Source organism: Dyella sp. LX-66 (assembly GCF_018599165.1).
In the GTDB taxonomy this organism is placed as follows: domain Bacteria; phylum Pseudomonadota; class Gammaproteobacteria; order Xanthomonadales; family Rhodanobacteraceae; genus Dyella_D; species Dyella_D marensis.
This window is the reverse complement of sequence record NZ_JAHFVJ010000015.1, coordinates 1-15469: the sequence shown is the minus strand read 5'-3', so window position 1 is coordinate 15469 and position 15469 is coordinate 1. Positions and strand designations below refer to the sequence as shown.

12 protein-coding genes and 1 tRNA gene are annotated in these 15469 nt (G+C 64.4%); 8 read left to right on the top strand and 5 right to left on the bottom strand.

All coding sequences use genetic code 11. From position 1 onward, the window contains the following. Window positions 1–492: 492 nt before the first annotated feature. Window positions 493–744, top strand: coding sequence for a GlsB/YeaQ/YmgE family stress response membrane protein (locus KK141_RS20445; protein WP_167254643.1), 252 nt, complete (start codon window positions 493–495; stop codon window positions 742–744). A gap of 77 nt (window positions 745–821) precedes the next feature. Further along, window positions 822–1022, top strand: coding sequence for a hypothetical protein (locus KK141_RS20440; RefSeq protein WP_167254641.1), 201 nt, complete (start codon window positions 822–824; stop codon window positions 1020–1022). Window positions 1023–1029: 7 nt separating this feature from the next. Here KK141_RS20440 and KK141_RS20435 read toward each other — a convergent pair whose 3' ends face one another. Beyond that, on the bottom strand, window positions 1030–1374 hold the full coding sequence (locus KK141_RS20435) for a hypothetical protein (protein ID WP_214572938.1): 345 nt from the start codon (window positions 1372–1374) through the stop codon (window positions 1030–1032). 475 nt (window positions 1375–1849) lie between these two features. Further along, a complete protein-coding gene (locus tag KK141_RS20430; protein WP_250901907.1) occupies window positions 1850–2698 on the bottom strand; it encodes a response regulator transcription factor in 849 nt (282 codons plus the stop codon). Between KK141_RS20430 and KK141_RS20425 the strand changes: the two genes are divergently transcribed. From KK141_RS20425 to KK141_RS20415, 3 genes are all read left to right on the top strand, one after another. Further along, window positions 2697–5267, top strand: coding sequence for an ATP-binding protein (locus tag KK141_RS20425; RefSeq protein WP_214572937.1), 2571 nt, complete (start codon window positions 2697–2699; stop codon window positions 5265–5267). The two genes, KK141_RS20430 and KK141_RS20425, sit on opposite strands and share 2 nt — an antisense overlap. A gap of 132 nt (window positions 5268–5399) precedes the next feature. Further along, on the top strand, window positions 5400–7091 hold the full coding sequence (locus KK141_RS20420) for a FecR domain-containing protein (RefSeq protein ID WP_214572936.1): 1692 nt from the start codon (window positions 5400–5402) through the stop codon (window positions 7089–7091). 51 nt (window positions 7092–7142) lie between these two features. Beyond that, window positions 7143–8294, top strand: coding sequence for a CHASE2 domain-containing protein (locus KK141_RS20415; protein ID WP_214572935.1), 1152 nt, complete (start codon window positions 7143–7145; stop codon window positions 8292–8294). Between the two features lie 4 nt (window positions 8295–8298). Here KK141_RS20415 and KK141_RS20410 read toward each other — a convergent pair whose 3' ends face one another. The 3 genes from KK141_RS20410 to KK141_RS20400 form a co-directional block, all read right to left on the bottom strand. After that, window positions 8299–8928: a response regulator transcription factor gene (locus tag KK141_RS20410; RefSeq protein ID WP_214572934.1), complete on the bottom strand. Its 630-nt coding sequence runs from the start codon at window positions 8926–8928 to the stop codon at window positions 8299–8301. Between the two features lie 60 nt (window positions 8929–8988). Further along, entirely contained in the window at window positions 8989–9627 is a 639-nt protein-coding gene (locus KK141_RS20405) for a response regulator transcription factor (protein WP_214572933.1), read from the bottom strand. 119 nt (window positions 9628–9746) lie between these two features. Further along, window positions 9747–10610: a histidine kinase dimerization/phospho-acceptor domain-containing protein gene (locus tag KK141_RS20400; RefSeq protein WP_250901906.1), complete on the bottom strand. Its 864-nt coding sequence runs from the start codon at window positions 10608–10610 to the stop codon at window positions 9747–9749. 372 nt (window positions 10611–10982) lie between these two features. On the opposite strand from KK141_RS20400, the gene KK141_RS20395 reads away from it, so the two are divergent. From KK141_RS20395 to KK141_RS20385, 3 genes are all read left to right on the top strand, one after another. Then, window positions 10983–11058, top strand: a tRNA-Thr gene (locus KK141_RS20395). Window positions 11059–11302: 244 nt separating this feature from the next. Further along, a complete protein-coding gene (locus tag KK141_RS20390) occupies window positions 11303–12172 on the top strand; it encodes a Hachiman antiphage defense system protein HamA (RefSeq protein WP_214572931.1) in 870 nt (289 codons plus the stop codon). 46 nt (window positions 12173–12218) lie between these two features. Then, window positions 12219–15296 carry a DEAD/DEAH box helicase gene (locus tag KK141_RS20385; RefSeq protein WP_214572930.1) on the top strand — a complete coding sequence of 1026 codons (3078 nt, stop codon included), beginning with the start codon at window positions 12219–12221 and terminating at the stop codon, window positions 15294–15296. Window positions 15297–15469: the final 173 nt, after the last annotated feature.

Here is a 15469-nt window from a genome sequence, read left to right as displayed (position 1 = left end):
GCTCGCGCTACCCCTGGGGGCCGTTCCACGCCCCCGCCCTGCCGCGAGCCGGTCCGCCGCTTGCATGAAGCGGTCGGTCCACTTCCATCGAAGGATTCGCGCGACTCCGCACACGAGCTTCGATCCCCTGCCGGTCGTCCGCTCCCCTGCCGGGAGGAGCGGCGGCGATGTTCCTTTCCGTAAAAACTGCGCGCCATATCACGAAATGCGCGCGCGGCGGAGTTTGCCGCCACGTGCCGTGAACAGGCCGTCAATCGGTCAGGCGGGCGAAAGGAAACTTTCGAGCAAGAAAAAGACCAAGCTCAAGCAGAACAGCCTGAACGGCTGCCGCACGAAACGGCTTCGAAGCGCGCAAGTAGGACTTATCTGAAAGAGCCGCCGCAGCGCGCTTCCTAGACTGCCGCCCGACCCGACCGCTGCGCGGCGGGCCATGCGGCCGGGACACGGGGGCACTCCCGCACGGCCGTTCCATCAACGAACGGAGGGCATGACATGACGCACGGCATTCTGGCGTGGCTGGTCATCGGGGCGGTCGCCGGCTGGCTGGCCGGTGTGGTGATGAAGGGCGGCGGCTTCGGCCTGCTGGTCGACATCGTGGTGGGCATCGTGGGCGCCTTTATCGGCGGCTGGCTGTCGGGCCTGCTCGGCATCAGCCTCGGCGGCGGACTGATCGCTTCGATCGTCACCGCCACGCTCGGCGCGATCGTGCTGCTGTTCGTGGTGCGCCTGTTCAAGCGCGCCTGAGCACAGCGCCGATCCACAGCAAGGCAGCGCGCGCGACGGTGGCATGCCGCCGCGCGCGCCAGCCGGGGGGCGACATCATGCAGACCATCGTTTACCGCATCCAGGAAGACCAGAACGGACGCTGGACCCTATGGACCGGCGACCTGCCGGTTTCCGGGGGCCTGCGCCTGGGTCCGGCGATCAAGCTGGCGCGCATGCTCGCGCGCGAACGCAGCGACGACGACGCGCGCATCGAACTGGTGAGCTGCGGCCACACCATCGCAATCGACCGCTGCTGAGCGGCACTCAATAAAGGCGCTTGAGCGTCGCCACCGCGCGGCGCAGCACGTCGCACATTTCCGGATCGATCGCCAGCAGGCTCTCTTCCGTGCGCAGCATGGCCAGCGCGATCTCGTCGTGCAGGGCGGGTGCGCCCCATTCGGCTTCCAGGATGCGGCGAAGCAAGGGCTGGCGGATGCGCGCGAGCGACGCCGGTTCGTCCTGCCTGGTATGCGCGACCAGCTCGGCCAGTTCGCGCCACAGCAGCATGTCGCGCGGGCTGTGATAAGGCCGCGTGCGCGCATCGCCGACCAGGCGGAGCACATCGAGCAGGGAGCGGCGCCGGATCGGCCAGGCCACGGCAGCGTTCATGCCCGTCCCGCTTTGGCGTACAGCCCTGCCATGGCGGCGACCTGCGTGCATGACCCGTTGCGATTCCTGCTCATCGTCTTTCCCGAATGACCGTTGCTCCGACTGCCGATGCCATCCGTTGCATGAGGATCCCGCATGGAATGAGGATCCCGGCACCCAGGCGCCAGGGGGCTAGTGCCTGGGTACCGCCAGCGTTAGCTCGCCGACACATACGCATCCTTGGTATGCGGGAAACCGGGTGCGGCACGGGGTGGGCGCTGAGCCCCGAAGTAGCGGACGTGCCCCGTCGCACTTGGCATGGCACATTTTGGTGACGGGGAGCACGCTTTGAATCAGAAAAGTCCTAGTGCACAGAGAATGTGCTTTAAGTCACGCAATTGACTGAAATGGCGTGATAGGCAACTGAACCCCGCATTCAGGCACGCCAAGCCGCCGGCCAGCGGGGCTGGCCGGACAGGAGCTTCGTCAGGGAGGGCTACAGCAGCCCGTTGGACCGTGCGTAATCGAACAGCTGCTTGTCGCCGTCCAGGCCGAGCTTGCGCATGGCGTCGCGCTTCTGCTGGCTGATGGTCTTGACGCTGCGGCCGGTGCGGCGGGCGATTTCGGAAACCGTGACGCCCTGGGCGAGGAAGCGCACCACCTCGGCCTCGCGCGGCGACAGCGCGCTGGTTTCGTCGCCGCCCTCGATCTGCCGGCGGGTGCGTTCGCTCAAATACACGCGGCCGGCCTTGATCATGTCGATGGCCAGCATCAGCTCGCGGGTCATCGCCATCTTGTCCACCACGCCGCGCACGCCGGCGGCGAGCATGCCCTGCACCAGGGCCGGGTTGCTGAGCATGGTGAGCACGAGGATGGGCAGTTGCGGCCAGCGTTCGCGCACACGGGCGAGCATGGCCAGGCCGTCTTCGTCGGGGTTGTCGCCGGGCATGGCGAAGTCGGTGATGAGCAGGTCGCAGGGCTCGCGTTCGAGCAACGCGAACAGCTCCTTGCCGCTACGCGCCTCGCCCACGATGCGGAAGCGCTCGCCGTAGCCCTGCAGGGCTGCCTTCAATCCCATCAGTACGACGGGATGATCGTCGGAAATGATGACCCGCAACGTGCCCTGCCTTGCCTGGGTAACCCCCTTGCCAACTGCCCCGGCGGGCTCCCCCCGGCCGGTCCGTCCGGTTTGTACCGGAACGGCGGCAACAGTAGCATGAACGCGCAGCGGGACATGGACACCGGCCGCCTGCGCCACGGGGAGCATCGCCAACCACAGCAGGCCGCCGGTCGCCGGCGCGCTTGCCGCGCACCCGATCGGAACCGTGACGTCCAGGAACGCCATGCCAACCACGCTACGCCGTCCTTGCTCCAGGCTTGCGTTCTCCCGGCCGGCCGCCGCCGCGCTGGCCTTCGCCTGGATCGACAACTCCCTGGTGGATAACCAGGCCGTGCCGGTCACCGGCGCCACCCTGATGCTGGCCGGCCTGCTGATCCTGGTGGCGGTAGCCGCGATGGCGCTGGCCTGGCGGCTGCACGGGCAGAACGAGCGCCTGCGGCAGAGCGAAGACGAACTCGCCGCCGAGCGCGCCGCGCGCAGTGCCGACCGGGGCCTGCGCGAAGTGGTGCAGCACATCCCGGTGGTGGTGTTCACCCTGCAGCGCGATGCGGATGGCACGCGCCACGTGACTTTTTCCGCCGGCGACGTGCAGGCCCTGTTCGGCCTGGACACGCGCGAGCTGCTGCGCGACGGCGATGTACTGCAGGAGAGGCCGCTGAAGGAACGCGTGCATCCGGACGACGCCGACGCCTTCCTCGCCCTGATCTCGCCGCTCGGCGACGACCTGGCACCGCGCTCGCTCGACTTCCGCGCGTTCGGCGCCGAAGGCCTGCGCTGGATCCACGCCATGCTCGCCCCGCGCGCACTGCCGGAAGGCCGGCTCAGCCTGGCGGGCTATTTCATCGACACCACCGAGTTGAATGCGCGCAACGAAGCGCTGCGCATCGCCCGCGACGTGGCCGAGCGCGCCTCCAAGGCCAAGGCCGATTTCCTCGCCACCATGAGCCACGAGATCCGCACGCCGATGAACGGCGTGATCGGCATGCTCGAACTGCTCGGCCGCACGCCGATCAATGCCGAGCAGCGCGAGCTGCTGCGCGCGGTGGAGGACTCCGCCGCCGTGCTGCTGCAGGTGCTCAACGACATCCTGGATTTCTCCAAGCTCGAAGCCGGCGACCTGCGCCTGGACGACAGCGCGTTCGATCCGCGCGTGCTGGCCGACAACGTGGTGAGCGTGATGGCCGCGCGCGCGCAGGCCAAGGGCCTGGCGATCCGGCTGGCGGTGGATGCCACCGTCGCCGGCACGCTGCGCGGCGACAGCGTGCGCCTGCGCCAGATCCTGCTGAACCTGCTGAGCAATGCCACCAAGTTCACCGAGCGCGGCAGCGTGGCGGTGCGGCTGGTGGTGCTGGGCGACGACGGCGCGCGGCAGCAGCTGCGCATCAGCGTGAGCGACACCGGCATCGGCATTGCGAAGGACAAGCAGGCTCATTTGTTCAATCCCTTCACCCAGGCCGAAGCCTCCACCAGCCGGCGCTACGGCGGCACCGGCCTGGGCCTGGCGATCTGCCGGCACCTGGCCACGCTGATGGACGGCACGGTCGAACTGGACAGCACGCCGGGCGCCGGCACCACCGTCGCTTTCGACGTGTGGCTGCCGGTCGAAAAACGCGAGACCGCCGCCCCGGCCTCGCTGCGCGGCCGCCATGCGGTGGTGCGGCTCGCTGCACCGGACATCGCCGCGGCGGTCGGCGAACACCTGAAGTCGCTGGGCATGACGGTGGAACTGGCCCCGCCGGAACAAGCGCTGCGCGAAGGCATGGCGGCGAGCCTGCTGTTCGTCGAGCCGGCCGACCGCGACAGCGAGACGCGCATCAGCTCGCACGTGGTGGCGGTGACCGGGGACGCGCTTCCCTCCGGCGGCACCGAGCAGCGCGACGAGCGCTGGTGGCTCAGCGCCAATCCGCTGCGCTGGCAGGCGCTGCTGCGTGCCTGCCTGGGCGCGCTGGAACTGCGCGACGAGGCGTATCCGGAACTGCCCGCCGCGGCGGAAGCGCCGGCACCGGTTTCCTTGACCGCCCTGCCCGCGCATCGCGGCGACATCCTGGTGGCGGAAGACCATCCGGTCAGCCAGCAGCTGATCCAGCGCCAGCTCGCCCTGATGGGGTTGTCGTGCGAGGTGGTCGACAACGGCGCGGACGCCTTCGACGCGCTGTCGGGCCACGACTACGCCCTGCTGCTCACCGACTGCAACATGCCGGGCCTCAGCGGCTACGAACTCGCCACGGCATGGCGCCGGCACGAGACGCAGAGCGGCGCCGCGCGGCGCCTGCCGATCATCGCCATGACCGCCAACGCCCTGGCCGGCGAAGCCGTGCGCGTGCGCGAAGCCGGCATGGACGACGTGCTGGCCAAGCCGCTGCAGCTGCTGCCGCTGAGCCTGGCGCTGCAACGCTGGCTGCCGGAGAACGGCGCCGCCACGGCGGCAGCCGGCGCTGCGCCCACCGGCCGCGGCACCCCGCCGGCCGGCATGGCCGAAGCCGAAGACGGCCCCGCGCTGTATTCGGACATGCTGCGCGCCTTCACCAGCGCCAGCCACGACGACCTGGGCGAACTGCGGCGCAGCGTCGAGCACGCCGACCCCGCCGCCGCGGCGCTCAGCCTGCACCGGCTGCTGGGCGCACTGCAGCTGTTCGACGACGGTCCGCTGCTGAACCAGGGGCGGCAGTTGCTCGAAGCCCTGCATGGCGCCGCCGCGCCGGAAACCCTGCCCCGCCTGCCCGGCTACGCGGCCGAAGTGGAGGCGCTGCTCACCAAGCTGAACCAGCTGACCGCCGATCAAGGGCTTGGTTAGCTATTTTCCGAGGCGTCCGCGACAATAGGACTTGTCTGAATCCGCACGGGCGTTGGATTTACTGGACGATCCATCGACCCGGAGGGACCGCGCGGTGAGCGTCAGGGGGCGCAACAGGAAAGAGGTTTTCCCATGACATACAGGGTTTGGGGGCGGCCCAGGCTCGAGCGCCGTACGTGCACCGCCCCGATCGTTCAAAGCATCGTTCTCGCCATCGCGCTGGCTGCGGCCACCGTCGCGCAGGCCGCGCCGTCGTCCGACTGGACGTACCGCGTACGTCCCAAGGACAACATCTGGGACCTGGCCGCCCGTTATCTGAAGTCCGATGTCCCGTGGCAGAAGCTGCAGGACTACAACCACGTCGCCGATCCCCTGCACCTGCCGCCGGGCATGACGCTCAATATCCCGGTCGCCTGGCTGCGCCTGGAACCGGCCAAGGCCAAGGTGGTGGCGGTGATCGGCGAGGCCACGGCCAAGCTGCCCGACAGCGCCGCGCCGGTGCCGGTGAAGGCCGGCATGAGCTTCGGCTACGGCGCCAGCCTGAGCACCGGCAACGACACCAGCCTCACCTTGGAATTCGCCGACGGCTCGCGCGTGCTGGTGCAGGCCAACAGCGAGCTGGCGCTGGATCGCCTCAGCGCCTATGGCGATACCGGCATGGTCGACACGCGGCTGCGCCTGCAGCGCGGACGCGTCAACAGCGACGTGCATCCGCTCACCGGCAGCGCGGCGCGTTTCAGCGTGTCCACGCCGGGCACCATCTCCAGCGTGCGCGGCACGCACTTCCGCGTGGTCGCCGGTGACGGCGCCGCGCGCACCGAAGTGGTGGGCGGCAAGGTCGATGTAGGCGGAGAGAAGCGCCACGTGCTGGTGAAATCCGGCCGCGGCGTGGCCACCGCCGACGGCGCCGCGCCCGGCCAGCCGCAGGAGCTGCTGCCCGCGCCGGCGATCGCCTGCCCCAGCGGCCCGGTCAACCAGTTCCCGGTCGAACTGCACTGGCCCGCCCTGGCCGGCGCCGAGCATTACCGGCTGCAGCTGGCGCCGAACGACAAGTTCGAAGCGCTGCTGCTGGACCGCGTGGTCAGTACCAGCACCGCCACCCTGCCCGACCTGCCGGACGGCAGCTACGCCGTGCGCGTGCGCGGCATCGGCGCCGGTGCGCTGGAAGGATTGGACGGCGTCTGCCCGAACGTCACCATCGACGGCACGCCGCAGCCGCCGCTGATCGTGTCGCCGCAGCCGGACAGCAAGGTGCGCGACAAGCGCCCCGAGTTCCACTGGACCGAGAGCGTGCAGGCCGTCTCTTACCGCTGGCAGCTTTCCACCGACGCCGCCTTCGGCCAGGTGCTCGCCGAACAGGACAACGCCCGCGGCGACGGCACGCGCGCGCCGCAGGCGCTGCCGCTGGGCCGCTACTACTGGCGCGTGGCCAGCCGCGACAGCAGCGGCAAGGTCGGTCCGTACACGCACGCGCTGCCGTTCGATCTGGTGGAAGAACCGCCGGTGCCGGTGCCGGGCGAGCCGAAGCGCTCCAACGGCGACCTGGTGCTGAGCTGGCCCGGCGGCACGCCCGGCCAGCACTACCACGTGCAGCTGGCGCGCGATCCGCAGTTCGCCAAGCCCGAGGTGGACGCCACCGTCGACAAGCCGGAGCTGGACCTGAAGAAGCTCAAGTCCGGCAAGTGGTACGTACGCGTGCAGACCATCGACGTCGACGGCTATGCCGGCCCGTGGAGCCCCGCGCAGAAGACGCGCATCTCCTGCGTCTCCTGCCGCTGGGCCATCGCCGGCGGCGGCGCGGCGCTGCTGTGGCTGGCGCTGTGACGCGATGAGCGAACGCGCCGTCGCCAAGCTGCAGCGACGGCGCGTCCGCGCATGAAGCGCTTCCATCCGATGGCGCTGCTGGCGCGCGCGCTGGGCTGGATGATCGGCGTGGCAGCGCTCACCCTGGTGCTGGCCAGCGGCCTCGCCATGCGCCTGGACAACGCGTTCTACGACCTGCACATGCGCCACTGGAGCTACGGCCCCGGCAACGCGGTGGCGATCGTCGCGATCGATCCCAAGAGCCTGTCCGCTCTCGGCAACTGGCCATGGCCGCGCGCCACCCACGCCCGTCTGCTCGACCGCCTGAGCGAAGCCGGCGTGCGCGCGGTGGGCATGGATATCACCATGGCCGAGCCGGACCTGCGCCATCCGGAAAACGACCAGGCGCTGGCACAGGCGATGCGGCGCAACGGCCGCGTGGTGATGCCGGTGTTTCCCGAAGCCGCGGACCTCGGCGGCACGCTGGAGGAAATGCTGCCGCCGCCGCAGATCGCCAGCGCCGCGGCGGCGTTCGGCCACGTGGACGCGGCGAAGGACGAGGACGGCGTGGTGCGCGGCGCGTATCTGCACGCCGGACTGGGCAGCCCCTACTGGCCCGCGCTGGCGCTGGCGGTACGCGACTTCGGCCAGGCCGCCGCATCGCAGGGGGAACCGCGCAGCCTGCATCGTTCGACGCTGGACAGCGCCTCGCCCTATCAATGGCTGCGCGACGACTACGTCATGCTGCATTTCGCCGGCCCCGCCGGCAGCTTCGACCAGGTGTCCTACGTGGACGTGCTCGAAGGCCACGTACCGGCGGCGCTGCTCAAGGACCGCTGGGTACTGATCGGCGCCACCGCCGCCGGCCTGGGCGACCTGCTCGACACCTCCGCTTCCGGCGGCAGCGAACGCATGCCCGGCGTGGAATACCAGGCCAACCTGCTGGAATCGATGCACGACGGCAGCACGCTGGCGCCGCTGAATTTCAGCGGGCAGCTGGCTATAGGCGCGGCGCTGCTGGCGTTTCCGTTCCTGCTGTACGGACTGCCCGGCTTCCGCTCGGCCTGGCTGGTCGCCGCGGTCGCACTGGCGGCCTGCTTTCTCGCCAGCGTCGGCCTGCTGCGCGAAGCGCGCTACTGGTGGCCGCCGACCGGCTGCGCGGTGGTGATCCTGGCCTGCGCCGGCGTGCTGCGGCTGCTGCAGGGCGCGAAGCGGCGCGGCTGAAACTTCATTCGATGATCCGATGCTGGCGCGCCAGCTCGATCACCTCGCGGATGTTCGCCAGCCCCAGCTTGTCCATCAGGTTGCGCTTGTGCGCGCTGACGGTCTTGTTGCTGATCGACATGTGCCGCGCGATGTCGATATTGGTCATGCCCAGCGCCAGGCAGCGGAATACCTCGAACTCGCGCCGGCCCAGCTCGTGCAGCGGGCTGCGCGTGCCCTTCGTCGCCAGGCTGGACGCCGCATCCATGATGCCGCGGCTGAAATAGATCTTGCCGCGCACGATCAGCTGCGCCGCCGCGACCACGTCCTCCATCGGCGCGCACTTGTGCACGAAGCCGTCGGCGCCGGCACGGAATGCGCGCACGCCGCTGACGGTTTCCTCGCTGGCCGAGATCATCAGGATCGCCATCGGCCCGCCGCCTTCGCGCAGGCGGCAGATCACTTCGATGCCGTCCGGCTGCGGAATGTCCAGGTCGATGACCAGCAGATCCGGCTGCAGCTCCATGGCCACGGAGAGCGCGAGCTGGCCGCTGGTGCATTCGGCCAGCACCTTGAACTCCCCGGTCCGCTCCAGCATGTTGCGGATCGCCCCATTGATCATGGGGTGATCGTCGACGATGACGGCAGTGAACATGCCGCGGCCTCCCTGTGATGAATCGCCATCGCTCGCGCCGCGCACGGCGCCGCGGCGGACTCAGTAGCCCACTTCGGTGGCGTAGGCGTAGATCTCCATGTCCGAACGCAGGCCCAGCTTCTTCATCGCGTCGGTCTTCTGCTTGCTCACTGTTTTCACGCTGCGGTCCAGCTTGCGCGCGATCTCGGTGACGCTCATACCGGCGACCAGCAGGCGGATGATTTCGCCTTCGCGGTCGGTCAGGCGGTTGACCGAATGCGCGCCGAAGCGCGACAGCCGGCCTTCGAAGGTGGCGCTGACGAAGACGTGGCCCGTCGCCGCAAGCCGCACCGCGGTATGGATCTCGGCCATGGCGGTGGACTTGTCCACGATCGCCTTCACGCCCGCCGCCAGCAGTGCCTGCAGCAGGGCGACGTTGCGCAGCATCGTGAGCACCACGATGGGCAGGTCCGGCCGCATCTCGCGCAGCCGTTCGATCAGGCGGATGCCGTCCGGCGAGCTGTCGCTGGGCATGATGTAGTCGGTGACCACGGCATCGCATTCGACCCGGCTGAGCAGGGACACCAGTTCCACCGGACAGGACGCTTCGCCGACGACGGAGATGTCGCTGCCGCCGAGTACGGCCATGACACCCTTGCGAATGATCGGGTGGTCGTCGGCCAGAATGATCCGGATGTTCGCGTCGTTCGTGGTGTTCACTTAAGAAATCTCCTTGGCTTCGTAGCGCCTGGATGGCGGACAGGCCGGGATTCGCCACGGCGGTTCCGCTGATGCGCCGTCCCGGGAAAACTCGCGCCGGGAAGTCCTGCGCGCAGCGTTCAATGTTCTAATGCGGGGCCCGATGCGTTTCCATGCGATGTATCCGAAATCGCATTCGTATTGTTTGCAGCTGCCGACGCTTCGCTGCTGCTTTCACGCAGCGCATCGATAAAGCCGGCGAGATAATCGTGCAGGGCCTTGGCGTGTCCGAGCATCGCTTCCGCATCCTGGCCGAGCTCGACGGCGCCAGCCAGCACGGCCAGCCGCTGCGCGCCGAAGAACGAACCCATGCCGCACAGGTAATGCGCCACTTCGCGCAGGCGCTGCAGGTCGCGGCCGTCGAGATGCAGCAGCAGGCGCTGTTCCTCGTTGCACATCAGCCGCAGGTAGTCGTCCATGGCGGCCGCGTCCTCGCCGAACACGTCGAGCAGGCGCCGCACCACCCGCTGCGCGTCTTCGCGCATCGACTCGTCGGGTTCCGCTCGCCCGGACATATCCGCCTCGGCCGAGGACGATCCGTGGCCCGCATCGTTCATGAAGGAACAGTCGCCGCGTGATGCTGCACCGGCTCCCAGCCAGACCAGCGCAAGCAGGCTCTCGATGCGCTGCTGCAAGGTTCGCGAGGCGTGTTCGGCGCCTTCGACCAGCGAGCGCTGGCGCGGCGTGAGTTCGGAATAGCCCAGCAGTTCGAGCGAGCCGATGATGCCGGTGAGCGGCGTGCGCACGTCGTGGCTGATCGTCGCAAGCATGGCCTGATCCACCGGCGCCGCCGGCACCTCGCTGCCGCCGCGCGCCGGCGCCAGGCCACGCCGGCGGAACAGCAGCCACGCCATCGCGATCGCACCGAGCAGCACGACGCCCATGGCGGCGTGGAGAAACCAATGCTCCGGCGTCTGCATCGGCGCGCGCGCCTGATCCGACATTTGCTCGCCGAATCGTCCTAGCGATTCCCTCGCGGCCCTTACCCATATCTCGGTACTTGTGAGACGCATTGCCAGACTTCCTCCTGCTGCCGGGGACGCTTCCATCCCGCAAAGCCGCGTGGATCACCGCGGATCAGACGCTTGCCCGCATGCCCCCTTGCGGTCGTCCGTACCGGACTCCCCACAACCGCTGCGCCTACGTGTGGCCTGAATCGGCTGCAGGCATTCTGGAACGGACGGCGGTGCTTAAGGCATTGGGAGTAGTCCGAAAAATCAGGCGGATAACGCAAGCCCATGAATCGCCCGGCAAAAGATCCGCCGCTCCGGCCGCTTGCGCCCCCATCGGCCGTTACGTAGAATTCGCGGCTCACTGCCGGAATAGCTCAGTTGGTAGAGCGGCGCATTCGTAATGCGTAGGTCGTAGGTTCGATTCCTATTTCCGGCACCATTTTTTTCAAGCAAAACAGCGCATTACACATTGCAGTGTGATGCGCTGTTTTGCTTTGGATGGCACGATTTCGCACATTTGTTGTGGCAAATTTGTGGCATCCCCCCCAGGCAGTGCTGCAGGCTCCGCAATGGATTGCTTCATTCCGCCCTGGCTTTGCAGCTTTATGCGCTCAACGAGGAACTGATACGTTACGTGCGCTAGCGCGCTGCTTTTGGCAGGGCCGGACAGGGGGAATGGATGCATGTCAGAATCGAATGTCGCGGGCAGTTCAGTGTCAAGCGCCCCCATGGGCGCGCTTGAACATCCAAAGCACCTAGAGTGCCTAACGAAATCGAAAATTTCCCTGCAAACCGCCGACGGGCGGCTCATAGAAGTTTGGGAGCTCGATGTCCCTCTATCGGCGGAGCTCCTTAGCCCCTGGGCATCTCGCTTTCGACAGCAATATTGTCCGGATCACGAAATAGATCAGCTAAGGGAGGGCACAGGACTCTCGCGCGCGGACTATTTGACTCAGCTAGTGTTCCCAGACAAGAGCAATGCTCCAGGGCCTGCTATTCGCTCAGGTGATTTCGCCGAATTGTTGGTTTCCGACTACGTCGAGTTTGTCCTTGGATATCAAGTCCCGCGAGGAAAGTATGCCGATAAGGCAAGCCGCAACGAATCGGTAAAGGGCGTAGACATCCTTGGGTTCAAAATGGTGAACCCGCCACACGTCTCTCTGAATGATACGTTGCTGGCATTTGAGGTCAAAGCCAAAGCCTCCGGCGCTCCCTACTCTGGCCAGCTTCAGTCGGCGATTGACGACTCGTCGGAGGACTACCTTAGGCGAGCAATAACACTCAATGCCACTAAGCGCCGGCTGTTACGCGCCGGAGAAGGGCAAGAGGCACTCGTCGTACAACGCTTTCAGAACCAGGCAGATCATCCCTACATCTATCGATCAGGGGCGGCAGCATTGTTATCCGACGATGCTTACAACAAAGTCGCGCTGGAGGGTTCGGTAACTGAGAAGCACCAGAACTCAAAGAATCTCGAACTAATCGTGATTCGTGGCTCGGCGTTGATGAATCTGATACACGCGTTGTACGAGCGAGCCGCAAATGAAGCCTGAGTCAAACAGTCGACGCCTCTTAGGGATCACTCGTTCCAAGGGGAAGATGTACGAACTAGGCGTTCCCGAGGAATCTCATCTGTCCGTTCCACGAGGAAGTAATCCCCAGGAGCTTTTTTTGCTCGCGGTGGGCACGCTCGGTGATATAGCAGCATCCATTGGCGGCAATAGAAATGCAGACACTCCTCTCTCGCCCGAAGCGGCAGAAGAGTTGAGTTTTTCAGCGAGCTTCTTTGACGCCTTCTTAGATTCGCGCTTCTCTACAGAGATACACCGCGACACGTTGCTTCTAGCATCGTCCGCTTACTATCTTGCCCGCCGCCCCGGGAGCAGCCTGGTACTGGCCCGAAGGATTGGTGAGGTCGATCAGGAAGCGGCCGTGGACAAAATTCTACGCTGGGTCCTGGCCGGCCGCTGGGAGTCGTACCCGCAGGTTAGCCACCCATTATTTGGCTCCGTCCTCAATGAAATCGCCAGACTGCTCGCCTTTCACTTCTATGAGGGCTCCAACGTCGAAGAACTGACTGGATCATTGGAATCGCTTCGAAGCCGAAGCTACGAAAGCGGGTCGTCACGAGAACTTCTCTTTGCTGACCTCTTATCTGCAATCGTACGACTCCGTCTTTCATCTTCGGCGTGGACAACGCTTCCGTCATTTACGGGTATACCCACAGAACAATGGGCTAGAGCAGTAAGGCGACCTGAGTTTCCGAAAGAGCTTTGGCCATCGCAAATTCTGCTTGGTCGAGCCGGAATATTTTCTGGTGTTTCTGGCATCGTCCAGATGCCGACTAGCGCGGGCAAAACTCGTTCAGTAGAAATCATACTCAGAAGCGCCTTCCTCGCTAACCGTACCAAGGTAGCTGTAGTCGTCGCGCCATTCAGAGCTCTCTGCCACGAAATCAGTGCGTCACTTCGCCATGCTTTTCGAGACGATGACGTAAGGGTCAATGAACTCTCCGATGCACTCCAGGTCGATTTCCTCCAGCAGATTTCAGATCTGCTAGGCACGCATATCGCAACGTCGCCCTGCATACTAGTTATGACGCCTGAGAAGCTCCTCTACGTGCTCCGGCAGACCCCAAGAATCGCATCCGCCTTGGGACTAGTCGTTTACGACGAAGGGCATCAGTTTGACTCTGGGGCGAGGGGCGTTACTTACGAGTTGCTGTTAACCGAGATTAAAGCTGCGCTGCCGGAGGCGTCACAGACGGTGCTGATTTCCGCAGTGATTCAAAATGCGCAAGCCGTAGGAGACTGGCTAATCGGCAACGACGCTCAAGTCGTAAACGGCACGACATTGCTTACGACTTCGAGAGCAGTTGCTTTCGCGAGTTGGTCCGAGCGCCTCGGACAGCTCATGTTCTACGAATCAAATCGTTACGATCGACCAGACTACTTCGTGCCCAGGGCGGTGGAACAACAGTCTCTTGAGCGCAGAGGTCGAGAGCACGAGCGATTCTTTCCAGAAAAGGACGTTGCAAACGACGTAGCCCTGTACTTGGGCATTCGCTTAGCTCCCCAAGGCGCAGTTGCCGTGTTTTGTGGACGGAAAGACACAGCCATGAATATGGCCTCCCGTGCCGTCGAAGTGTACGGACGCAGCTTTAGTGTCAGCCCCCCTGCGCATACCGCAAATGCTAACGAGCTGGCACGACTGAAGAACCTTCTCGACGGGCATTTCGGTGAGCAGTCAATTCTCAGTCGTGCAGGCGCCTTGGGAATCTTTGTCCATCACGGCACTACTCCGCATGGCATACGCCTGTCGATCGAACATGCAATGCAGCGCAGCCTCATTAATTTTGTGGCATGCACATCGACCTTGGCTCAAGGCGTTAATCTGCCAATCAGATACTTGATCGTTTCCGGCATTTATCAAGCAGGAGAAAAAATCAAGGTACGCGACTTCCAGAACCTCATTGGTCGCGCTGGACGATCAGGCATGCATACCGAAGGTCTCGTCATATTCTCCGACCCAGCGGTCTATGACAAACGAAACCAAAGACGTGATGCTTGGAGATTCGAATCATCAACGGAGCTTCTGTCACCAGACCGCGCCGAAAGTACAAATAGCTCGATACTGACCTTACTTGCTCCGATAAAAAACGCAAATGGGGAATGGGAGCTTCGGCTGACACCCGAGCAGCTATGCGAGCTCCTTTTCGCGGAAGAAGAGACTTGGGCAAACTCGGCTGACGAAGTGGTGCGACTCAATCCATCGCGTCAGTTCAACGCCAACGCGATACTCGCTGATTTTAAGCAGCGTCGGCGTTTGCTTATCGCTCTTGAGAGCTACTTGATGGCCAACAGAGGAAGCGAAGGCCTTGACGAATTCAAAGCTTCCGCTGAAAGACTCGCATCATCGACGCTAGCCTATCATCTGGCTGACGAAGAGCTAAAACCTGGGGTTGGCAAGCTATTTGTTGCGGTGGCAGAGTATGTCTATAGCCAGGAGCCTGATCCCGAGAGGCAAGCAAGTTACGCAAAGACCCTGCTTGGTGCACGGAACGCTAAAGCTATCGAGACATGGGTAGAGATCAATCGCGAACAACTAGTTGCGATCGAGTCAAGCGAGCAATGGCTGCGCGCTACATGGGGTCTGTTCGCGTCGCAATCTGACGATAAGTTCTTCCACACCATACGACCGGACGGCCTTGCCTTTCAGATCGCGACTCTGTGGATTCGAGGCCATGCCTATTCGGAGATTTTCGCATTGTCCCGCTCGATGCAAGGAAGCAAGCCATGGGGCCCAGAAAAGCGCCGAAAGCTATCCGATGACGACATAGTTGATTTCTGCGAAAGCACCCTTGGCTTCGATTGCGCCTTGGTACTTGCCGCCGTGGCTCAATTTCTACTAGGCGATCAATTCCTAGCAAACGAAGCAACTTCCTCGATTGCGCTATTTCAAAAATCTCTTAAATACGGACTTCCTGATCGACTGACAGTTTCTTGCTATGAATCTGGATTCAGCGATCGCATTGTGGCGCAGAACCTCTGCCGTGAAGCGCGGAGTGACGGGCTCAATGGGGATTCATTTTCCACCGCAGCGGCAACCCATCTAGATAGTGTGCGAAGAGTTTTGGCCAGCTATCCAAGTTACTTTGAGTCATTACTGAACAACTAAAGCTATTGTGCGCGTGACATTGCACAGCATCGCTGATAGTTTTGCGTGGTACGCCCCCGATTCCGTAGACACCTGATAGTGTCTATTGAGGATCGGAGGATCTATGACCAGCAAACGTTTCACCGACGAGTTCAAAGCTGAAGCGGTCAAACAAGTTAACGAGCGCGGCTACC